Origin of the sequence: Acinetobacter sp. YH12138 (assembly GCF_015218525.1) — a bacterium.
In the GTDB taxonomy this organism is placed as follows: Bacteria; Pseudomonadota; Gammaproteobacteria; order Pseudomonadales; family Moraxellaceae; genus Acinetobacter; species Acinetobacter amyesii.
This window is the reverse complement of sequence record NZ_CP048670.1, coordinates 675,335-698,278: the sequence shown is the minus strand read 5'-3', so window position 1 is coordinate 698,278 and position 22,944 is coordinate 675,335. Positions and strand designations below refer to the sequence as shown.

The window sequence follows — 22,944 nt, the reverse complement described above, 5'->3', positions numbered from 1 at the left end:
CATCCCAAGCCAAGTGTGGCCTTGGCTTAGGATGATTGAAGATTGCTTTAAAGCGAACAATAACGAAACTTAAACTTTTTTCACGTATTCAGATTTGAGTTTCATAGCCCCAATACCATCAATTTTACAATCAATGTCATGACCATCTGTTGCATCGGCTAAAAGACGGATATTTTTAACTTTGGTGCCCACTTTCACCACTGAGGATGAGCCTTTAATTTTAAGGTCTTTCACCACAGTAACCGTGTCACCATCGGTCAATACATTGCCATTGGCATCTTTAATCACTACCTGTTCATCTGCAGCGCTTTCGCCTTCACGCCATTCATGTGAACATTCGGGACAAATCAGTAAATCACCATCATTATAGGTATATTCAGAATTACATTGGGGACAATTGGGTAAAGACATACAAGACCTCAAAAAAAGATGGACGCAAAAATCCATAAAAACTTAATATAACATTTTTATGTATTTCATAAACTTAAAAACCATAAATATCGTATGGTTTAGTGAAGTTATGACGATGTAAATAACACAACGCCACAGTACTAATCGGTTTAAATTTTAGATCTCTAATGAGGTGTTTAATATCAACGCTTTTAAGATATGCGCATGATTTTTATCCATATGTTTAGCCGCTGTGAGTAAGGTTAGTGGCTCCTCTTTTTCCCATGCCCGCAGTTGTTCCAACTCGGCTTGATGGGGCTGTATTTCTTGCAAATAGCGCTGTTTAAACTCGTCCCATCGAGAAGCCATTGCCTCATCTTGATGATACCAACGACGTAAATCTGTAGATGGCGTCAATGCCTTCGGCCACAAATCTAGCTCTGCGCTCACTTTACTGATACCACGCGGCCACAAGCGATCGACCAATATGCGTTTACCGTCATCTGGGCTTATCTCATCATAAATACGTTTAATGTGTACGGTCATTAAGCCCTCCCTCATCTATTTGCAGTTTTTCGATCATTCTTCAGATTATTCATCGGGGATCGCTGGATTCACTAAAAAAGCCAGCAACTGTAAAGACTCCTGCCAACCCAAATAACAGGCATCAGGTGGAATAACGCTCGGCAATCCTGCCTGTACAATCGTCACTTCGGTTCCTACTGAGACCGCTTTAAACTCAACAGTAACTTCGATTTCACCGGCTAACTCTGGCATATCAAATTGGTCTGTATAGCGCAGTAAATGATTCGGCACGACTTCATGATAATCACCATGAAAAGCGTGTGTGGTTCCCGTTGAAAAATTTTGAAACGACATGCGGTACGAGCCACCTACACGCACATCAGAATGCTCCACATGGGCAGTAAATCCATGCGGTGCCATCCATTTAACCAAAGCATCTGGCTCCACAAAGGCACGATAAACGCGCTCTACAGGCGCACTAAAAACACGATGTAATCGAACAGTATTGCTCATGATGATGTCCTTTTGTCATTGTTTTCACTGAATCATCCACATGCATTCACCCTCGCTTTATCGTCAATTTTTATCACACTGAAACGTTCTAAATGAGACAGCTTTGAGACGTGCGAGAAAGGTTATTGCTGTTCAATACTATAGCGAATCCTACAGATTGATCCCATCACTTTAACGCAATGCCGTGTTATGTTTTGTGAGCTGCATTCATATCGAATTGGATAGAAAATTCTAAAAAAATCAAAACTTAATCCAATTTTTCTAAAATTTAAATAATAAAAAACCCAGTTGAATCTCTGGGTTCTTGTTGCTAAAGATGCAATAGTGAGACTTAGCTCAATTGTGCTTCATCTTCATCCAGATCATCATCTTCATAGATATAAGCCATACAACCCCAGCCATCATATTCGCCCGAATGTTGTTCTGCAATTTTAATAAACCACTGCTCTAAATCGACAATATCTTCATAATCAGGTTCCATATAAACATAGACCGTGATAATCCATTCCACGCGATCTGATTCTTCATCTTGGAACAACGAAATTTTTTGCTCTTCTTTCAATAAATACAATGCACACTGTTCAGCCTGCGCTTCGTTGGAAAAGGCAATTGAATATTCGATTTCGTGCGGCACAGATAAATCATCACCATCTTGCTGCATCTGCCACAGCACATTGCCATTATCATCATCTGGAAATTGTTTAAAATCACGAGTCATTGTACTTTCCCTTATCGTTTATGAATTTTATTCTGTTGACTTAGATTAACGGATAATTGTTGCAATTTGCATTAGCTAAATCTCTTTAATCAGAAATAGAACGCCGAAGTGATCTTTCTTATAACAATTCAAATTAAACCACAACATCCATGTGGGCCTGAGTTTCTTTAAGATGTAAAACCAAAGCTGCCATTTTCAATTCTTCTAAGCGTAATTGTAGATAACTGTCGAGTACCCGTGCCTGACTAAAATGTACACCATGCGCATTGAGCAAGGTGAAATCATCCTCCAAAGCCTGCAATAACTCACCTAAGTTTTTGGTATTTAATTGGGCTAAATACAAATCAGCACGACTATTAAACACCAATGTAAATAATTGCATCGCAGCCAAACGACGTTCTTCATCAACATAATTACAGTTTGCAGTCGATTGCTGCTCCATCGCATCAATCATTTTACAACGTATCGCAGTCAAATTTTGCTTTGCCGCAGGTTCATTTATGCCATCCATCAGCTGATCTAAAATACTCTGTAAGGGTAAAAAGAATGTTGACTGATAGCCCCGTATTTTGTTGTCCAAAGCACGGTTGATGTTTTCCACATGCTGCTGATCCAGCGCTTGGCTATACAAACCCTTTAACTCGGCACGGGCTTGTTCCTGTATTTGTGATTTAGCTCTTTCTTGATATTTGCTCAAATACTGACGCACTTGTTCGATCTGTGCGCGAATATCATTCAACATGATATCGGCATTGGCTTTGGTGACTTCCACCAAACCATCAGCCTGTAAAGTTCGATACTCAACATATTGTTCAATATCCACAATATGTTGATATTTCGCTACTTTATCGACTTGGATTTTTAAGCCACTGTTTTGAATGCGTAATTGACTGATTGCATAATTCAGTTCATCTTGCTGGGACTCTGTTTCAGCCAGTTTTAACCGCGCACGATCGAAGTTTTCCTGCAGTGAACGTAGGGTTTTATCATTTTTCAATTTGCGGTTATAAACAAAAAGGAGAGCCACAATTAATAGGATGATAAGGACGATTAAAGCAATATTGATCATTTGCCAATCCTCAAAATAAGCTTCAATAATTTAAGTTTATTCCCCAAAACAAACCTAAGTTACAAAAGTTAAAATCTATAATTCATTTCATATTAGCAGAACAAATGCAAAAAACCGTATTTATCTGACCAAATACACACTTGCACACAATTCAACTAAAATACTGTTTTAAATCAATTTAATAAAAAATTTTCATATTAAAAAATAATCAATCAATATTCTTTAGAAAATATAATAAAACTTTAGAAATGGTATTTATTTACTAAAAGATACAAAGAAACTTAATATTAATCTTTGTAAATATTTCACACACTTTATAGAGATATTTAAATTATTTATATATCCCCAGAATTAGGGATATGTTGTACATCATTATTCATTTTTAAGCAGAAAAATCTATTTAAGGCTGTAATTATTCTTAGCTTGCTAAGCTGCACAAAATTTTCAATGCAACATAGCAGATTTTATGAACAATGAGCATTCACATGAATATGCTTTAAAATTCTGCTGCGCAATGAATATGAACAGCTTGTTGGGTTAAGGGCTGGGTAAATGCCAGATCGCAAGCATGTAACGCCATCCGTCCGAGTGAGCTTTGCTTTGCATTCGGGTGATACAGTTGATCCCCTGTAATGGGGTGCCCAATATGCATCATGTGTACACGTAACTGATGTGAACGCCCTGTCACTGGTGTTAATAATACTCGGCTAATGTCTTTGCTTGCGTCATAGCTAATGGCTTGATACAAGGTTTTTGAATGTTTGCCTAATTCAAAATGCACCATCTGACGTGGGCGATTTTCCCAGTCCGTAATGAGGGGCACTTCAACACTGCCCTCACCTTCTAGCTTACCCTGAACCAAAGCTACATATTGCTTCTGAACCGTTCGCGCTTGGAACATTTTACTCACCGCCACTTCTGCATCGCGGTGTTTCGCAAACATCAAAATGCCTGATGTTGCCATGTCTAAACGATGGGTAATCTTTGCTGCTGGATACTGTTGCAAAACTCGAAGATAGGCACTGTCATGATGCTCAGGCAAACGTCCCGGAACCGACAGCAATTCCGCTGGTTTTTCGATGACAACCAAGTCTGCATCTTCATACAAAATACGTAGAGGACCTTGAGGCGGCGCATAGACAAAGTTGGGATCTAAAGGCATGGACAGACTGTGTACTGGGAGAATGTCGGCAAAATAACAACTGACTAATTCGCTGTCAATCGACTTTAACCGATCAGGTCTAACCCTAACGATTATTGGTCCCCAATTTACCAAAGGCTGGTGCTAATGAATGAGACAAATCATCCTCCAGTAACTGTAAGATGCTTGCACTCGTGGTTAAAGGATACTGATGTAGTGTGATGCGATATTTGCCCTGAAACCACTGCGATAAATGCAAGGCATAGGTTCGTTTAGGCCCAAAACCTAAATGTTGTTTTAAACGATTCTTTATACCTGTCCGTGATGATCCAACATACAGAATGTGATTGGGTTGATTTAACTTGGCACAGGCATGGGTTTTCAATGCCTTAAATGCAGCATAGTCCTGATATGTCTGCTGTATATCGCCACCAACCTGCTCTATCACATAAATATAATGTGCGTGTAGAGCAAGATCATCAAAACTTGAAAACTCAAATATACGCTCAGCTTTAGTCTGCTGTGCCTGCAGACAATCCTGTATCAATTGATTCAGATAACCCATATCAAAATTATTTAAAATTTAGATAGTTAAGCATAACAACTTTGTGAAAAAGGACAATCCGAAGCTTAGATTAAGTTTGAGTTGTTCTGCGTGATATTCATTACATCAGCAGTGATCAAAATTTGTTGGGAATGAATGCGAAGTTTGGAATTTTGAAAAAGATGGAAGGATTTATTATTCGATTTAATTCTTAAAAATTTTTTAGGGTGTAAGAGAAAACAGTATTGTTTACTTCAACTATCATCACTTTGTAAGTCATGATCTTATAGCCTATAAACTTCTGGTTTATAGCGTCCTAAGCTGAATCGAGACCTTTTGGGTGAGTACTGTACACGTGTTTTGCACCACTGACAGCATGCTACTCTTTTCAATCTCTATCACACCCTTGAGATATATAGTAGTGGTATCGATGAGGGATTGTTTCCCTGAAAATTACTATTTTTGACTTATTTTAAAAATATTTTTCACATTTAAAGATATATTGAAAATATTTTCTTCTTGTATCATGTTTTAGCATTTTTTCCATCTGATAAATGACTTTTCCCGAGAATTTTCGCCATAGTTTATCACTCAAACCATCGGGATCATTTGAATTCTAGACAGGACTTTTAACCAATGAGAACTTGTATTGAAATGAGTTCTCCAACTGGATTAAGAGTCAATAATGCATACCACAGCGAGATTTGAAAATTGAGGTGTGCTTGAAAAAAGTAGCAAAAAGCACAGAAGCTATTCAATGCGATGAAAATGAAATTCGTTCAGATTTAACACTTGGCTTAGGACTATTTTTACGGGAGATGCCTGATGATCTTTAAGCTTATGGTGATTAAACTGGTGTGGTTTGTTTTATGCGGATTAAAGGAGTAATGATTCATTATTCTTTTTTATTTTGGCTTAAATTTTTGGGGTGGTATAAGAGAAAACAATATTGTTTACTTCAACTATCATCACTTTGTAAGTCATGATCTTATAGCCTATAAACTTCTGGTTTATAGCGTCCTAAGCTGAATCGAGACCTTTTGGGTGAGTACTGTACACGTGTTTTGCACCACTGACAGCATGCTACTCTTTTCAATCTCTATCACACCCTTGAGATATACTTTAACCAAAGAGGATCGGGATTAATTTCCTAAGTTTTTCTAATTTTCTGCAAATTCAGCAAATTTTTTCAGCCATTTTAGGTTTAGCAGGATATTTTATCTTTTCAGCTCATTTCAGCGTTTTTTATCTGCAGATTTGCCCAATTATAAGAAAATTTTCTTTTACAACAGACAAAACGTCCAAACACAGCGTCAAATTTAAAAATATATCGCCGCTGAACATTCATCCCTTAACTTCATACAAAACTCCGCCCTTTGAGTAGAGATCTAAGCCTATCCATGTTCTGCAGATATTAGGGTTGATCTTTTCAACGTGGTGTTGGTCAATGAACTAAATAGCTTTGTACCCACTGTGCGCTAAACCACCAACCACTACATGCCGCCATACCACAGAGTAAATTGGCCAAAATTTTATTCATTCGGCTGAGGTCTGATGTATATATTTTGAGATTGATCAGATAAGCAATCACTGCATATACCAGTCCAATCGCACCACCAATGATAATCAGGATCAAAGGCCATGCTGCATAGGCATGCGCCTCTGCTGGATATTTTGTAGAACGGATGGTTTCTGTGGTCATGCCGTATATCCTATTCATAACGCGATTACCTGTTTTAGTTAGCAATTTCTGCGCCATTTTTCTTGGGTATACAGCTTTATTTCAAGGTTAATGCATGTTGAATTTCTAGCTTTGACTACAGCATTTATCGCAACCGACCACTTTTTCTGTTGGCCAACTCATACGTGCACGCTTATAAGCGAGTTCGAAATTGGCAAAATAACCAATCAATATTTGCTGCTCAAACTGCGGCATGTCTACACATCCTTGCGTACCATTGTGAATTAAATGTGAGCCATTCATTAAGGCATTTTCATCGACTATAAATTTAATCATCTACCATTCCCCTCATTATTTTTTATAAAATTCAAAGATTAATAAATCCATATAAAAATTATGTGATTTATAATCACATACTAAAATTATGCCTTTATTGTTCAAAAATCAATCGGTATTTAAAGATTTTTTTAGCCGTCTCGTGGATAACTTAAACGCAGAATGATGTGCTCTTTTAGGACAGATAGTGAAATTGCTCGATAGTATTTTTTTCGCTTAAGCCGAGTGCTTGGAATGTTGAGTAAAGGTATTTTTCACTCGAACTGACATCAACAAATACGGCGTCCAAATCAGACAACCCATAGTACTCGTCGCTAACTGCATGATGGTCTCTGTATCAAATGCATTTTTATCGGTGAATAGCACACTCAAAATGGCACTATCACATAACTGTACCAATAAAAAACTTGCCATAAACGCAATATAGAATGTTGGAAAGTAAAGATGCTTACTAAAAAATAAGTAGACAGCACAAACTGAAAGTAAGAAAAATACAATATTTAAGATGCTTTCTATATAGAGTAAATACATCAGAGTTGGATAATAAAGTTCCGATTTTTGATCACTTATTTGACTTAACGCCTCATTTTGAAAAAGTTGATATAGGCTATAAATATCAAATGAAAGCAATAGTAGTGATAGGACAATTTTTATCCCCAACACAATAAGCCACCCGCCCAAACCTTTTAAATTCCTCTGATTGTTCATTTTTTGTATCACTTCTTATAATTTTAATAATCTTTATCAAACGCTGAAAAACTCGGTTTCGGATTTTTATTTCTATATTTATTAAGCAAACACGCAGATCACTCACTCTAAAAGATGGATTCATTTTAGAGTGAAATGTTGATTGGTTTATAAAGGGGTGTCGACCTGTACAGTTCGTTTCTGACGAATGCGGCGAACCAGCCAGATCACGATTGCAATCACTAAGATCACAACAAAAAATGGAACTAAAAAGGCCAATACTGACAAGACTGCAGCACCAATCCACTCTCCAGTAGATAAGATGGGGTTTGCAACGCCACCTGTGGTTGCGGTAGATACACCACGCGCAGCGACAGTACTCATTTGCACTGCTGTTGCTGTACCACCACCGACAATAATTGCTGCCGCCCAACTGGCAAACTGTGACATTTCACCTGAGCTTACTGCCATTGTGGCAATCGTCCCTGCAATCATGGCTGCAGGTGTTGAAATGGTGTCGAGCGCATTATCTACCCAAGGAATATAGTACGCGGCAATTTCACAAACCGTCGCAATTGCTAAGCCAATACAAACCGCAGGCATAGACAACCATTCGAATCCTTTCATCGGTTCGAATAGTCCTAAAATGGAAGCAACACTCATCACCAATAAAGGTACAAAGACACGGAAGCCACAGGCAGCACTTAAGCCAATACCAATACACAGTCCTAATATTGTTTCCATGTGCTTCTCCGAACAGTTAAATGTGCAATTTGTTTTTATATATGCAGTGTTATACGTTAGCAAAAAGCCCTATCGAGTGATAGGGCTTTTCTTTCTAAACAGCGGATAACTGTTAGTGTTTTGCAGCTTAGGCATTCTTATTGTTAAATTGATTGCCTTGGCATTTGGTACACGGTGGTAAACGATCAGTACCAATTTCTAAGTAAACGCGGTGTCCGCATTGAACACAAAAATAGAAGCCTGTTCCGGGTTTTTGACCAGCAGTAACCATTTTTGTTCTCCATGTGTTTTTAGAAATGGTAGATTCAGTATAACCCTCTTGTGATGAATGTCTATTGGTCATTTCGACAATTGATAATGGCATTTAGGCAAAGCATAATTTCGAATGGAAATTTTGGTGGGTTTACAGAGATTTGCTGAGCCAGTTCTCAACTTGCAATTCGTCTACACGCAGAAATTCTTTTTATCTCTAATTTACTTTGCTTTTCGTTCTTGCGGTGGTTCGTCTACTCTTGTTTCTGCATAAAAGTCGCCAGGCATTTGCGCCAAAACCTTAAATAACTGATCTGCTGTGACAGGTTTTTCACGCAGTATGACCTCATCGCCCCTGCGGAAGATTTCGACTTCTTTTCCTTTAAAGCGAAATTCTTTGGGTAAATGAATAGTTTGACTGCGACCTGTCATAAAAACTTTTGATGTGCTCATAAGGTAATTCCATTAGTTTTAGTCTATAACTTTCGATAAAAGTTTTGCATCTAAAAAAAGCCCTACAAATTATGGGCTTTTTTAATAGAGGAAACTATATTGATCTAGTGACTTAGGTCGACTTTTTGTGAAGATATTTTGGTTATTGGGTGAAGTTCAAATAGTTAATTTAATAGCAAAGAAAAAATATTTGTTTCTTTTCTAAGACATTTTTTTTCTAGAGTTATAGCTTGCTGATTAAGAAAGCTAATATGTGCCATCAATAATTCTGCCAACTTACTTCTTCTAATTAATTCTCTAGCAAAACTATCTATTTTATAAGTTTCTTCTAGATCAATATCACCATTCAGTCGAATATATTCCAATAATTGCTCTTCAAAATAAGAATCCTTAAGTTCAGAAATTAATTCCTTTTTTAAAAGATAAAAATTAAAGAAGTCATTAGCATACAAATTATTTAGAAAATGAAAAAAATGACAATACTTATTTGATACACTCCCCATTGCATAACCAACCCCATAGCCATCTTCTTCATCATATATACTTATTCCAGAATACACCCTTTCTAAAATACCCAAATAATCTCCTTGTTGATTTAGCTCATTAAAATTAAGATTAATTTTTTTAATTTTCGGAATCACCCACTCTTTCTCAATTAAATCACTATTAATATCATAAACCATTAAAAGAATATTATCACCACCATTAACTTTATATAATTTATCAAATAATTCGTATTTTTTATCTATACTTCTGTTTACTAAAAATTGTGCTGTAAAATATTCTTGAAATGAGCGATGGGTAAAAGAATAACCTAGACCATCTCTTTGCAATATACATACTGACTCTAGTAAGTCTTTTAAAAATTCATCACAGGAGGCATCTATATTTGATATTTTAATAGCATTACTTATATAAAAGTTTATTTTTGCTTCCTCAATGTAATACGCTCGATCACAATAAGTAAGTATAGAGAATGCTTCTAAGCATTTTTTAAAATCATCTAATGCAAGACCTGTGAATGATTTTCTCTTATACATACTTTTTAATGAATCATGCTTATTAAACAATGTTAGAAAAGCCTGCTCGTAAAATAAATGTAATTTATTTGGAATTTCAGCTATTTGATCATAAGTCAGCAACATCATAGTTAGTAATAGTGGATTTGAAGAAAAACTATGATGTGACTGATATAATTTTTTATCTAATATATCTATAAATGCATTTTTTACTACTCTATCATAATCAAGTTTATTAATAAGAGATAAAGCTTTATTTTTATCTAGTGGTTCAATTTTATATTGAAAAAATTCATCCCAAGAGGAAAATCTTTCATTATTTCTGCTTGAAATCAATATTCTTATTTCGTGATAATTATTAGATAAATATAATATTTCTTGTTCTAATTTATCTCTATATTCAATATTTACCTCATCAAAACCATCAAGAATCAGCAATATCTTCCCTAGCTTTAATGCGTAATCTAATTGTTCCTTATTAAAAGATGAATTTATCGAAATCATAGAGTTCAATATATAACTATATAAAGATTTATCTGACAAACTATTCAAATGCCGTAATTCAATAAATATTGGGAAAATTCCTTTCGACCTTTCGACTAGTTCAACAAATATACTCTTACAAAAAGTAGACTTACCACAACCTGCGCTACCTAATACAACTATTCTTTTATTTTTTTCTATTTCATCAATAAATTTATTTTCATCTATAATTTGTGAGTTAATTCTCAAATCAGTTCTAACATAAAAATCTTTTAATTTTACAGGCATTTCTCTATATAAAAGAGTTTTCGTTTTAGAATACCTTTCATAATTTCTTAGTAAGTAATCCGTAAAACAAGAACCTAAAGTAACGCGAATCTTGTTACTTGCATCTGTCTTAAGATTTTTTATTCCAGAATACACTGGTAAAGTAAACTGTCTTATTAATTCAGAGACTAAAGTACTCAATGTTTCATCTATCATTTATATTCTCAAATAAAAAACCCCACATAAATGTAGGGTCTTTTTACAACAATATCAATTACTTTTAGCTTAAATCATCAAGCCACATTCCCTTCTAAGAAATCCTGTGCAAAGCGCTGTAATACACCACCCGCTTCATACACATGCACTTCTTCTTCCGTATCCAAACGGCAAGTCACAGGCACTTTAATGATTTCATTTTTGCCGTCAGCTGTAGAACGCTCAACCACCAAAGTTAAGTCAGAACGAGGCGCAATATTACCAATCACGCTATACAGCTCTGTACCATCCAACTTCAAAGTTTTACGGTCAGTCCCTGCTTTAAACTCAAGCGGTAACACACCCATACCCACCAAGTTAGTACGGTGAATACGCTCAAAACCTTCTGCCACAATTACTTCTACACCCGCAAGGCGCACACCTTTGGCAGCCCAGTCACGGCTCGAACCTTGACCGTAGTCCTTACCTGCAATGATGATCAGCGGCTGCTTACGATTCATATAAGTTTCAATCGCTTCCCACATACGCATCACTTCGCCTTCAGGCTCTACACGCGCTTTTGAACCTTGCTTGATCGTACCGTCAGAGCGCACCACCATTTCATTGAACAATTTCGGGTTGGCAAATGTTGCACGCTGTGCCGTCAAATGGTCACCACGGTGGGTTGCGTATGAGTTAAAGTCTTCTTCAGGCACGCCCATTTTATGCAGGTACTCACCCGCAGCCGAATCCATCATGATCGCATTTGAAGGCGATAAATGGTCTGTGGTGATGTTGTCAGGCAGAATCGCAAGCGGACGCATATTCGCAAGTGTACGCGGTGCAGCCAAAGCCCCTTCCCAATACGGCGGACGGCGAATATAAGTACTTTGCGGACGCCAGTCGTATAGTGGGCTTGCCGCTTTTTCACGCTCACCCAAGTCAAACATTGGGATATACACTTTCTTAAACTGTTCAGGTTTAACCGCTTCTTTCACCAATGCATCAATTTCAGCATCAGACGGCCAAATGTCTTTTAAGTAAATTGGATTACCGTCTTTGTCATTACCCAGTGAATCGGTTTCGATATCAAAACGAATCGTCCCTGCAATGGCATACGCCACAACGAGTGGAGGCGAAGCCAAGAACGCTTGTTTTGCATAAGGATGGATACGGCCGTCAAAGTTACGGTTACCTGAAAGTACCGCAGTTGCGTACAAATCACGATCAATAATTTCTTGTTGAATTTTTGGATCTAAAGCACCTGACATACCATTACACGTGGTACATGCATATGCCACGATACCAAAGCCGAGCTTTTCTAAATCACCGAGTACACCAGCTTCTTCGAGGTATAAAGCTGCTGCTTTAGAACCTGGTGCAAATGATGATTTCACCCAAGGTTTACGCACAAGTCCTAACTCATTAGCTTTACGTGCAAGTAAGCCTGCTGCCACGGTATTACGTGGGTTAGAAGTGTTTGTACATGAGGTGATTGCTGCAATGATGATTGCGCCATCAGGCATTAAACCTTCAGCTTCCTGAGCTTTAGCCGCTTCTAAGTTACCTGCAATGCCTTTCGCTTTTAAATCAGCGGTTGATACACGTGCATGTGGATTCGATGGACCTGCAATATTACGAGTGACTTGTGATAAATCAAAACGTAGTACACGCGGGTATTCTGCCGCTGTCATATCCGACGCCCAAAGACCAATTTCTTTGGCATAGGTTTCAACCAATTTCACTTGATCCGCTTCACGGCCTGTTAATGTCAGGTAATCAATGGTGTTTTGGTCAATGTAGAACATCGCAGCCGTTGCGCCATATTCAGGGGTCATGTTCGAGATCGTTGCACGGTCGCCTACAGACATACTGTCTGCACCTTCACCGAAGAACTCTAAATAAGCACCAACCACACGTTCTTTACGCAAGAATTCTGTAAGCGCTAACACGATGTCAGTTGCGGTAATGCCTGCTTGACGCTGACCGATAAGTTCTACACCAATGATGTCGGGCAGACGCATCCAAGATGCACGGCCGAGCATCACGTTTTCAGCTTCTAGACCGCCGACACCGACAGAAATCACACCCAATGCATCAGTATGCGGTGTATGTGAGTCTGTACCCACACAGGTATCAGGGAATGCTAAACCATCACGGTTTTGAATCACTGGAGACATTTTCTCCAAGTTAATTTGATGCATGATGCCGTTGCCCGCAGGGATCACATCGACATTTTCAAAGGCTGTTTTGGTCCATTCAATGAAATGGAAGCGGTCTTCATTACGACGGTCTTCAATCGCGCGGTTTTTCTCAAATGCATCAGGATCAAAACCACCAAACTCTACAGCAAGAGAATGGTCAACGATGAGCTGCGTTGGAACAACAGGATTGACTTTTGACGGGTCGCCACCTTGGTCAGCAATCGCATCACGCAAGCCTGCAAGGTCAACCAATGCGGTTTGGCCTAAGATGTCATGGCACACCACACGTGCAGGGTACCAAGGGAAATCGTGGTCTTGTTTGCGGTTAATCAGTTCTTTTAAAGACTGTTCTAAGATTGCAGGGTCGCATTTACGAACCAACTGCTCTGCAAGGACTTTAGATGTATATGGGAGTTTTGCGTATGCGCCTGGCTGAATATCTTCTACGGCTTGGCGTACATCGAAGTATTCTAGCTGGGTGCCTTGCAGCGGTTTACGGTAGTTGTTGTTCATAGCGTTCCTGCCCTCGGTCTTTCATTTTTTTGCGTTGTCTTTTTCATAGACAATTCATCTTTGTTCGATAGGCATACTACACTGCCGAAAACCCATTTCCCAAATCTCATATATTTCATAGAGTTAAATATAAAAACAGGGGTTTTTGAAATATTTAGTTACACTAACTTTGGAATATTCGCTCTAAATGTGAATTTTTTTGAAAAATAGCTGCAAATCCGCCTCATTCTTTAGTCTAAGGAAAATTGCACTGCATAATATTTAATCTAAATATCAACCAAATTGATTAAAAATCAGTCTTATCAATTTTAGTATTTAATAATCAAGGCATTAAATTATTTTATTAGCTCATTGCGCCTCAAAGTCATAATGTGAATCAAAACACGGTTTTATTATTTATTTTATCTTAATTCTCAATTTATCCCTATTTGCAGGGATAGCGTCGAATCACCCCACTCTCAGATAATAAAAGCACGACATACAAGCACAGTAATTCACTGTATTCGCCAAAATAATCACAATATTTACAAAACCTTAGCTAAATAAATCAGCGACTACTGTTCTACCGTCATTATGCTTTGGGGAAAGATCATGACAAAATTTAAAACCATCATTGGGGCTGGCTGCCTCTTAAGCTGTCTCAGCTTCATTGCCTGTGGCGACAACGACCAATCGACAACGGATTCGACGATTCAAGAAGAGGAAGTAGACTCACCGACTGTCGTCTCGAATCCACCACGTTTGAAAGCCAATGCACAAGGTCAACATGAACTACTGATAGCGTATAAACGCCAAGCCTTATACGACCCTGAAACCGGTGAAAATGACCTATTACAGGTCAGAGGCTATCTGACTAAACCTGAACTCTGGAACTCGAAAAATAGCGATGGCAGTGTCTCTGATGTACTGGTTGGCCCACAAATTCGTGCGAAACAAGGTGACAATTTAAAAATTCATCTGGTCAATCACCTCCCTGTTGAATCGACGGAGACCTGTCCAAGTCCAGTGACCAATATTAACCAAGGGAACTGTTTTAACACCACAAATTTACATACACATGGTCTTTGGGTTAGCCCGCAAGGAAATAGTGACAACGTATTTTTGAGCTTAAAACCTCAGCAAGATTTTCATTACGAATTTAAGATCGAACCGAATCATCCTGCGGGAACATTTTGGTATCACTCGCATGTGCATGGTTCAACCGCGATTCAGGTCTCAAGTGGCATGGCTGGCCCTTTGATTATTGAGGGAGAGCGGAAACCTGTCATTCGTCAGGGGCAAATTCAACAGACTGGAGATTTGGACATCTTATGGAAAAATCAAAAAACCCAGCAGTATGACCATGAAAAAATCATGCTGTTCCAGCAGATTCAATACAATGAAGATTGCGATAGCATTTTAAGCCAAGTGAATGGTACACCCTGCATCTATAGCTTAGAAGATTATTCAAAACTGGATATACCGACCTCTTGGGCGGATGAAAATCGTTTTACCAGTATCAATGGCAAAATGTTTGGTGAAATTAAGGTGGATCAAAACCAATACCACCGCTGGCGCATGATTCATGGCGGTATCCGTGACACCATTGGTTTGACCATCAAAGAACTGCCTGATTCTGCGCTCTTTACCGCAGAGCAAACCCTGAGCGAATGTCAAAAGTATCAAAGCAAGTCGATGTCTTCACAGTTTAAAACGCTGAAAACATTACCGTTATATACCCTTGCACAAGACGGCTTGACCATGGGAAAAATCCAAAAGCAAGGGGTTGAAATTTTTCAGCCGGGTTATCGCTTTGATGCCATGCTCTCCTTCCCGACCACCAATAAATACTGTGTATACGATGCCAAGCTGAATCTAGAAGATGAAATTAATGCGCCTGAATCAAGTCCGTTACTTCGTCGTGCGCCGGAAGAAAAACTCAATACACAGCTCCTCGGTTGGGTCAATGTGCAAGCAACTCAACTACCGCAGCAAACGCCATTTAACTTCTTAAAAAGTCAGGCCACCCAACTAAAACTGGCACCAGAAGTGATTGCACAGCTCGAACAGGGTGATTTATCAGCCTTTATCTCTCATGCGAGTTTAATGACTGCTGAAGTCGATGAAATGCTCAAAACGATGGCGAAGCAAATCACCAACTTTGACATTCTGTTCCATACAGATGGCAGCTTTAAATTTGGTATTCGTCATGCCGAAGAAGGTACCTTGATCAGCTTTGGCGATGCCTACCATGATGAAGACCATACCCACCATAGCTATGTCCGCAAGCTTCCAATCGGGCAAACTCAAGAGTGGGAGTTAAGCAGTAATGTTGCCAGTCATCCTTTCCATATTCATGTCAATCCATTCCAAGTGGTGAAAATATTGAATGAAAATGGTGTCGATGTCAGTGCGATCGGCAGCTCAGATAAAGATGGTGCAGGAAATATTGACTCGCAATATCATGGCATGAAAGGCGTTTGGAAAGATACGCTCTTCGTCAAACAGGGCTATAAAATCTTTGTACGCAGTAAATACGAAAAATTTGAAGGCGACTTCGTGCTGCACTGCCATATTTTAGACCATGAAGATCAAGGCATGATGGAAACCGTGCGTATTTGTGGCGACCAATATGATTGTAATAGTGAGCCTCCTTCACATCATTCCACTATGGATATGTCTGCAAGCGATATGCCGACACACAATCACTAAGACAGATCTCTGCTGTACAAAAGCCCGTATCAATATGGGCTTTTTGTTTGCCTAACACTGCGGCTTGCTGCAAAATAACATGATTAATGATATCTAAAATTTATACTGAGGCTGGTCATGACAACGTCTATGGCATTCACATCTTTTTCTCTCAACGGTGTCGATGCACAAAAATTTCTACAAGGGCAAGTGACTTTGCATGTTGAACGCCTTGAAGAAAATGTAACGCGTTATACTGCAATCTGCGACCTCAAAGGCCGTATTCATTTTGGTTTATGGCTCACCAAACACAGTGCTGAAAGTTTTTCTATTGTCACTACAGCAGATCAAGCCGAAGAATTTGCCAAACATATTAAAAAATATGGTGCATTTTCTAAGATGAAACTTGAAGAAACTGGTGCAGTTTTTCCAAGTTTAGTCGGTGATGAAACGACATTTACTTCGGAACCGACGGATGTTGTTGCATGGGAAATTCAAGCGATTCAAGCGGGTCAGGCCTATATCGACCAAGCTATTGAACATGTGTTCCAACCGCAAGAGTTACGTCTACATCAGCGTGAAGGTGTCCACTATGACAAAGGCTGTTATTTGGGTCAGGAAGTGATTGCACGCTTATGGTTTAAAGCCAAACCGAAAGCTTGGCTGCATGCGATTTCAGGTACAGGCGCTGCTCCTGCACAAGGCGAACAGCTGAATAAAGGCGTACAAGTCGTCAATAGCGCGGCTGTAGATAATGGTTATGTGGCTTTAGTGGTTGCTCGTCCAGAAGCTTTAGAAGAGTTAGATGTGACAGTTTTAGCCTTGCCTGAAGCATTGAATGGTGATGTGGCACGTCCGCAGTCAGCTTAAATAAATTCAGAAGATAGCTACATTTAGCTATCTTCTTTTATAATAAATCTAAGTTTTAAATTTTAAAATTCATCATATTAATTTGACTATTTTTAAACTAAAATGCACTCCGAATTTTAACAATAAACTATATAACGATGCATCAGACACAATTTCAAGACCCAAAGCACAAGATCATTGCCCTTTATTACGGAATTTTTGCCCTTCTAGGCATGGTCATACTCGGCAATCAATTGCTTTCAATTCAGCTATCTCTACTTGTTTTGATTATTATTCTTGTACTGTATGCCCAACTCTTTTTCATGCTAATGGGCGCTATCAAATATTGGAAAAGAGATGTTCTAGGCTTGAAAATACTGTTTTGGATCAGCTTAAGCCTTGTCCCGATTATTATCACACCCTTAGTCATTTACTATCCAAAAGTAACAACTGGCTTTTTTCTCTTTATGCAAAGCTCATTTGGCTTCAGTAGCACAGGCTTCGAGTTTCATGTTGCCTACGACACCCAACTCACCCTCTTAAATACATCTTTTTGGGGAATTGGAATCAATCTTATTGAATTTTTTCTATGGTTACGCTTTAAGAATATTGCAGCAAATAATCATATTTCGATTGCCCATTTCAAGAATGAAGACTTAGAACTGAAACGCTATGATTAGCCATTTTTGACCGTATATAAACTAGAATTCTGACATCAGGTCTGACCATCTAAATCTTCTGACCATCCCTAAGCACTCAAAGCCAAAGCCTAAAAACTTTGGCTTTTTAATCACTCATTTTTTCCCTCACATAATAAATCACCCCTGCCCGATCATCTGAAAAATAAAAAGATTTTTCATCGATCTTATAAATATCAGCAGGTCGCCCATGTACCGTTTTACCGACTAAAAAGCCATCCATAAAGGTTTCAAGTTTTTGTCCTTTACGCATCATTGCAATTTGATAGCCATGGCCAATCGCCTCGTCGGTAGAGCCATGCAAAGCCACTAAAAAAGCATTTTTAATGGTGGAATCGGTATGAGGGTCATCAAAATAATCAAAACCCAGTGCTGAGGAATGCGAAGGGAAATAGGCATAGGGCGATGGAACATTTTTACAGCCAGATGCACGTTTAAATTTAGGATCCGCTAATACTTTGCCCTGCCATGAATAACATGCGGGCCAGCCATAATCGACATCCCATTTTAACGCATAAAAAGTTTCATCTGGCTTTTTACTTCCCAAATGATCAGAACCTTGATTAGTTGCAAATAGAAATCTGCCGATCGATTTTAGCCCAACAGCATTACGCAAACCTGTCGCATAAATCCGTTGCTCTGAACCATCAGGATTCATCTCGATGACGGATGCTCGCACTTTTTCTTTTTCTACACAGGCGTTACAACTCGAACCAACCGACACATAAACTTTTCCATTCCCACCGATAGCAATCGTCCGTGTCAGGTGCCAACCGCCGTATTTATAACTCAAACCATAATCTGGAAATGTCGCTAAAACTTCAGCCTTACTCGAAGGCTGAGTTTCTCCTCTACTAAATTTTTGCCGTGTCAGTTGATGCGTTTCCGCAAAATAGAGCCAATCCTGTCCTTGAGCATCGGTATAAAACTGAACTGAATTTGGATTTCTCAAACCGGTCAGATAAGGAATGATTTTGCCAAATTTACCGGTGTCAGCATTCCAATCATCCAATATATACACAGCACCTTTTTTATTATCTGTTAGATCATACATATCCGTGACAAACATTCTGCGATCAGGCGCTTGCGCAAAAAAGCGTACCCGTTTGAGACCTTCAGCAGCAGGAATGATCTCGAAATTTGCAGGCAAATTTAAAGAAAACTGCTTGCCATTTTTTAAATGGATTGGATGCGGAACAAGCTTGGGTTGTTGAGCCCAACTGGTTATTGAACAGACGAAACTAAGGATCAAGATGGCACTTATTTTTATCATATTTAAATACATCTCAATGAATCATGTATATCTGTATTCATCATAGATGCCTTGTATCTATTTTATTCAATTTATATTTTTAGAAAATATTATACTTTTGAAAATTAAGGTTTTTTAAATCACATACGCTGGTGCAGTACACAACAAACAAAAATAAGGAGGAACTTTATTCCCCCTCATGTTTTCGTTTTTAAATCATGATTTTAATCAAAATCCATGAAACAACTTATTCATGTCTTTGCATACATATTCTTTAAAATGATAGGCGCGCGCATGTTTGGCATCAAATTTAGCTTCTAAATCGCCTTTTTTGAAAATATAAACACGATCCTCTTTACTGACTAAAAACTCTGCGCCCAGTTTCATCAAAAGCGCATCAATTTTATCTTCATCTGCAATCGATTCATCTGCATTAATTTTATCGTAATTGCGTTTAATGCCTTTAATAAACATCGCGCTGCCTCTGAGAAAATAACAATGCGCGATTAAATCAGAGTCCTGCTTTTTTGCAAAGGCTTTTGATGCAATAAAGTCATGGCATTTAAAGCGCTAAGGGCAATCAACATTATTTTATAAAAACGCTTTAAATCACAATTCCTCACTTTACATTTACGTAAATCTACCTATGATGTAAAAACCGACAAAAATAACCACCAAAACACATAAACGGAATTATGTGTATGATTTACAAAAGGTTTCAAGATGAAAAAAATCCTACTCGCAAGCATTTTAGCAATGAGCACTCAATTGGCTTTTGCTGAAACCAAAACAGATGCCGTCGATCCTGAATTTGCTAAAGTGGAAGCTATGGTCAAGGCCAAAGATATGAATGGCGCCTACCAAACACTAAGCAAGCTTGCAGCAAAAGGTAATGCTCAGGCCATTTATAATTTGGGCTATCTTACTCAAACAGGTCAAGGCGTAGCGAAGGATGAGAAAAAAGCCATCCAACTCTATGAACAGGCTGCAGCCAAAGGCTACCCTGTTGCAAACTATGTTTTAGGTAAAAATTATGCAACGGGCACACTGGGCTTAAAACAAGACACCAACAAGGCCAAACAATATTTAGAACGCGCATCTTCGGCAGGGTTTGACGATGCCTCCATCGACTATGCCATTTTACTTTTTGCAGAAAATAAACCTGAGTCAGATAAATTGGCACTCAGCAAACTTGATCCGCTGATTAAAAAAGGCAACTACCCTGCGATTCATGCCAAAGCACTTTATGACATCAGTGCAGGCTTTAAAGCTAAAAATGAAAAGCCTATTCAGCAAGGTCTAAATAGCATTCAAGAATTAGCAAAAAAAGGCTATGTCCCTGCATTGATGGCGGTGGGCAATATGTTTGTAAATGGCAATATCATCCCGCAAAATTTGCCTGAAGCTAAAAAAATATTTAGCGCATTAGCCAAAGAAAATATTCCCCAAGCCAAAGAATCTTTGGCAACCGTGGATAAAATGATTGCTGAACAAGCCAAAGCACCTAAAGCCAATGCGAAAAAGAGTTAATTAAGCATTAAAAAAAGCCCTGCACATGCAGGGCTTTTTCATGGGTTTAAGCAAATCTTGAGCTGATCAAAATCACGCCCACCACAGACTGATTAATACACCTGTTACGACAAAGCCCAAGATGGTACTCATCAACAAAGGCGTTAAGGTCTTTTCATTTAAGCCATAAACTTGCCCAAGAATGGCAAAAATCGTCGGCATCGGTAATGCGGCAATAATCGTCCCTGCATATAACATCTCTTGGCTGACATCAGTCAAATAGCGTAAGCCTAAATAAGTCAGTAAAGGCATCACCAAGTTGCTTGAAATCACCAAATAGAAGCTCTGAGCATTCACATACTTTAAGCTCATACCGACAATCCCTCCACCAATTGCAAACAGCGCCAGTGGTGAAGCCGTTTGACCTAACATCGCCAGTACATCATTGATTTGATGAGGTAAACGAATTTGGAAAATTGCAAACCCAATTCCTAACATTACCCCTGCAAAGAGTGGATTTTTTAACAGGGTCATTAAGGTATTTTTGATGATGTCGCCAATATTGGCTTTTTGCTGTGAACTTCCTAATTGTGCAAGGATCAGCACCGTTGGAATCAGTAGCACACTTTCAATAATGACGATTAGTGAGGTATAGGTCATCGCATTTTGACCGACCAACAAGCTTAGCACTGCAGTGCCAATTAAGCCTGTATTTGACATGCCAGCGCCTAGTGACAGTACCGCTGTTTGCGACATATTATTTTTAAAATGTGTCGACAATAGCCAATAGGCCATGCCATACAATAAAAATGTGACTCCGGTATAAACAAAGAAATAGCCGGGATACCAAATTTGATGCAAATCTTTAGAAGCTAATGACTGAAAAAACAAAGCCGGCAGTGCAATCTTAATCACAAATGCACCAATGGTTCCAACTTGTTCTTTGCTCAATAAACTGCATTTTACAGACAGATATCCCAAGGCCAAAAGAAAAAAGATTGGACCAATCACCTCAAAGACCATACGAAATATCCTGTGTAATAGACTCTTCCATCCACACCCTCAACCTGAGAGTGTAGATCGGACCTCTATAAATTTTGAAAATTAGAAAGCCGTAAATTGACTTCTTTGTGCATGCGGCTGACAGCGTAAGTACTGCGGAGAAATTTTAAGGTTTTCACCGAGTTCAGCAGCGGCATGCCATGGCCAACGCGGGTCATATTGAATTGCACGAGCAAGACCAATTGCATCTGCCATGCCATATTGTAAGATGCCTTCGGCTTGCATTGCTTCGGTAATTAAACCCACAGCAATTACGGGAACCTGAACGGCTTGCTTAATGGCTTCAGCAAAAGGCACTTGATAACTGGCTTGTAATTGAATTTTTTGCGCAACATCTAAGCCGCCACTAGAAACATGAATATAGGCTGTTCCTAGTTGTGCAAGCGCTTTTGACAAGCCAACAGCCGAGTCTAGATCCCAACTCGGTGCTTCAGTATATTCCATCCAGTCGGTTGCGGAAATACGTACCCCAATTGGATAATCTTCAGGAACGGCATTTTTCATGGCTTGGAACACTTCAAGCGTCAGCCGAATGCGATTTTCCAGACTGCCGCCATATTCATCGCTACGCTGATTGGACAATGGCGACATAAATTGATGCAGCAAATAACCATGTGCGGCATGTAGTTCAATTAAGTCAAAGCCTGCATCTACCGCTCGTTTTGCTGAATCGGCAAAGTCTTGAATGATCTGCTGGATTTCATCTCGACTTAAAGCATGGGGTGCATGATCTGTGACATTAAAGGGCAACTCACTGGCTGAAACAGTTTGCCATCCTTGAGGGTGATCTGGGGGTAATTGTCCACGTCCTGCCCAAGGTTTATCTGTCGATGCCTTACGACCCGCATGTGCCAGTTGGATAGCAAATGGCATAGGTGAAAGTGATTTCACCTTGGCCAATAGTGCCTTCATCTGTGCACGTTGCATATCATTCCAAAGGCCGAGGTCTGCATAGCTAATGCGCCCCTCTGCCTGTACGGCCGTTGCCTCGATGATACATAGTCCGGCACCTGACAAGGCATAATTCGCCCATTGTTGCTCATGCCAATAGCTTAACTCCCCTTGCTCATTGGCAGAATATTGACACATGGGTGCAATCACGATTCGATTAGTCAGCCCCAATGTTCCAAACTGAATTGGTTGAAATAACAACGCCACATTACTCTCCTT

Annotated in this window: 23 protein-coding genes; 4 read left to right on the top strand and 19 right to left on the bottom strand. The window is 39.0% G+C overall.

What is annotated here, in order from left to right:
• Window positions 1-69: 69 nt before the first annotated feature.
• The 15 genes from G0029_RS03285 to acnD all read right to left on the bottom strand — a co-directional run bounded on the left by G0029_RS03285 (window position 70) and on the right by acnD (window position 13,734).
• Window positions 70-411: a zinc ribbon domain-containing protein YjdM gene (locus G0029_RS03285; RefSeq protein WP_180034545.1), complete on the bottom strand. Its 342-nt coding sequence runs from the start codon at window positions 409-411 to the stop codon at window positions 70-72.
• A 156-nt stretch (window positions 412-567) separates the two neighbouring features.
• Window positions 568-936, bottom strand: a complete 369-nt coding sequence (locus G0029_RS03280) for a DUF488 domain-containing protein (protein ID WP_180004732.1) — start codon at window positions 934-936, stop codon at window positions 568-570.
• Window positions 937-981: 45 nt separating this feature from the next.
• The gene (locus G0029_RS03275) at window positions 982-1,428 is read right to left on the bottom strand and encodes an SRPBCC family protein (RefSeq protein ID WP_078191122.1); all 447 of its coding nucleotides are present in this window, start codon (window positions 1,426-1,428) and stop codon (window positions 982-984) included.
• Window positions 1,429-1,759: 331 nt separating this feature from the next.
• Window positions 1,760-2,146, bottom strand: coding sequence for a ribonuclease E inhibitor RraB (locus G0029_RS03270; RefSeq protein WP_111884820.1), 387 nt, complete (start codon window positions 2,144-2,146; stop codon window positions 1,760-1,762).
• 133 nt (window positions 2,147-2,279) lie between these two features.
• On the bottom strand, window positions 2,280-3,215 hold the full coding sequence (locus G0029_RS03265; RefSeq protein ID WP_180107298.1) for a DUF4041 domain-containing protein: 936 nt from the start codon (window positions 3,213-3,215) through the stop codon (window positions 2,280-2,282).
• 496 nt (window positions 3,216-3,711) lie between these two features.
• Window positions 3,712-4,377, bottom strand: coding sequence for a pseudouridine synthase (locus G0029_RS03260; protein ID WP_180101843.1), 666 nt, complete (start codon window positions 4,375-4,377; stop codon window positions 3,712-3,714).
• Between the two features lie 85 nt (window positions 4,378-4,462).
• Window positions 4,463-4,921 (bottom strand): GIY-YIG nuclease family protein, encoded by a 459-nt coding sequence (locus G0029_RS03255; protein WP_180034547.1) that lies wholly within the window; start codon window positions 4,919-4,921, stop codon window positions 4,463-4,465.
• Window positions 4,922-6,344: 1,423 nt separating this feature from the next.
• Window positions 6,345-6,602, bottom strand: coding sequence for a hypothetical protein (locus G0029_RS03250; protein ID WP_180021364.1), 258 nt, complete (start codon window positions 6,600-6,602; stop codon window positions 6,345-6,347).
• Between the two features lie 105 nt (window positions 6,603-6,707).
• Window positions 6,708-6,917: a hypothetical protein gene (locus G0029_RS03245; RefSeq protein WP_180107296.1), complete on the bottom strand. Its 210-nt coding sequence runs from the start codon at window positions 6,915-6,917 to the stop codon at window positions 6,708-6,710.
• Between the two features lie 216 nt (window positions 6,918-7,133).
• Window positions 7,134-7,625: a DUF2569 domain-containing protein gene (locus G0029_RS03240; RefSeq protein ID WP_078192325.1), complete on the bottom strand. Its 492-nt coding sequence runs from the start codon at window positions 7,623-7,625 to the stop codon at window positions 7,134-7,136.
• A gap of 147 nt (window positions 7,626-7,772) precedes the next feature.
• On the bottom strand, window positions 7,773-8,348 hold the full coding sequence (locus tag G0029_RS03235; RefSeq protein ID WP_111884815.1) for a DUF4126 domain-containing protein: 576 nt from the start codon (window positions 8,346-8,348) through the stop codon (window positions 7,773-7,775).
• Between the two features lie 127 nt (window positions 8,349-8,475).
• Window positions 8,476-8,619 (bottom strand): zinc ribbon-containing protein, encoded by a 144-nt coding sequence (locus tag G0029_RS03230; protein WP_078191132.1) that lies wholly within the window; start codon window positions 8,617-8,619, stop codon window positions 8,476-8,478.
• A gap of 203 nt (window positions 8,620-8,822) precedes the next feature.
• The gene (locus G0029_RS03225) at window positions 8,823-9,053 is read right to left on the bottom strand and encodes an antitoxin (RefSeq protein ID WP_180107294.1); all 231 of its coding nucleotides are present in this window, start codon (window positions 9,051-9,053) and stop codon (window positions 8,823-8,825) included.
• A 164-nt stretch (window positions 9,054-9,217) separates the two neighbouring features.
• On the bottom strand, window positions 9,218-11,038 hold the full coding sequence (locus G0029_RS03220; protein ID WP_180107292.1) for an NACHT domain-containing protein: 1,821 nt from the start codon (window positions 11,036-11,038) through the stop codon (window positions 9,218-9,220).
• Between the two features lie 77 nt (window positions 11,039-11,115).
• The gene (gene acnD / locus G0029_RS03215; protein ID WP_180109759.1) at window positions 11,116-13,734 is read right to left on the bottom strand and encodes a Fe/S-dependent 2-methylisocitrate dehydratase AcnD; all 2,619 of its coding nucleotides are present in this window, start codon (window positions 13,732-13,734) and stop codon (window positions 11,116-11,118) included.
• Between the two features lie 591 nt (window positions 13,735-14,325).
• Here acnD and G0029_RS03210 point away from each other — a divergent pair.
• The 3 genes from G0029_RS03210 to G0029_RS03200 all read left to right on the top strand — a co-directional run bounded on the left by G0029_RS03210 (window position 14,326) and on the right by G0029_RS03200 (window position 17,933).
• Window positions 14,326-16,425, top strand: a complete 2,100-nt coding sequence (locus G0029_RS03210) for a multicopper oxidase family protein (RefSeq protein WP_180109758.1) — start codon at window positions 14,326-14,328, stop codon at window positions 16,423-16,425.
• Window positions 16,426-16,542: 117 nt separating this feature from the next.
• Window positions 16,543-17,274: a YgfZ/GcvT domain-containing protein gene (locus G0029_RS03205; protein ID WP_180109757.1), complete on the top strand. Its 732-nt coding sequence runs from the start codon at window positions 16,543-16,545 to the stop codon at window positions 17,272-17,274.
• Window positions 17,275-17,411: 137 nt separating this feature from the next.
• Entirely contained in the window at window positions 17,412-17,933 is a 522-nt protein-coding gene (locus tag G0029_RS03200) for a hypothetical protein (protein ID WP_078191139.1), read from the top strand.
• Window positions 17,934-18,039: 106 nt separating this feature from the next.
• Here G0029_RS03200 and G0029_RS03195 read toward each other — a convergent pair whose 3' ends face one another.
• Both G0029_RS03195 and G0029_RS03190 read right to left on the bottom strand, forming a co-directional pair.
• Window positions 18,040-19,224, bottom strand: coding sequence for a PQQ-dependent sugar dehydrogenase (locus tag G0029_RS03195; RefSeq protein WP_180109756.1), 1,185 nt, complete (start codon window positions 19,222-19,224; stop codon window positions 18,040-18,042).
• A gap of 207 nt (window positions 19,225-19,431) precedes the next feature.
• Window positions 19,432-19,677: a hypothetical protein gene (locus G0029_RS03190; protein WP_078191141.1), complete on the bottom strand. Its 246-nt coding sequence runs from the start codon at window positions 19,675-19,677 to the stop codon at window positions 19,432-19,434.
• Between the two features lie 249 nt (window positions 19,678-19,926).
• Between G0029_RS03190 and G0029_RS03185 the strand changes: the two genes are divergently transcribed.
• Window positions 19,927-20,733, top strand: a complete 807-nt coding sequence (locus tag G0029_RS03185) for a tetratricopeptide repeat protein (RefSeq protein WP_111884806.1) — start codon at window positions 19,927-19,929, stop codon at window positions 20,731-20,733.
• A gap of 72 nt (window positions 20,734-20,805) precedes the next feature.
• On the opposite strand, the gene G0029_RS03180 is transcribed toward G0029_RS03185, so the two are convergent.
• The gene (locus G0029_RS03180) at window positions 20,806-21,735 is read right to left on the bottom strand and encodes an AEC family transporter (RefSeq protein WP_180109755.1); all 930 of its coding nucleotides are present in this window, start codon (window positions 21,733-21,735) and stop codon (window positions 20,806-20,808) included.
• 81 nt (window positions 21,736-21,816) lie between these two features.
• Window positions 21,817-22,932 (bottom strand): NADH:flavin oxidoreductase/NADH oxidase, encoded by a 1,116-nt coding sequence (locus G0029_RS03175; protein ID WP_180089180.1) that lies wholly within the window; start codon window positions 22,930-22,932, stop codon window positions 21,817-21,819.
• Window positions 22,933-22,944 lie beyond the last annotated feature (12 nt).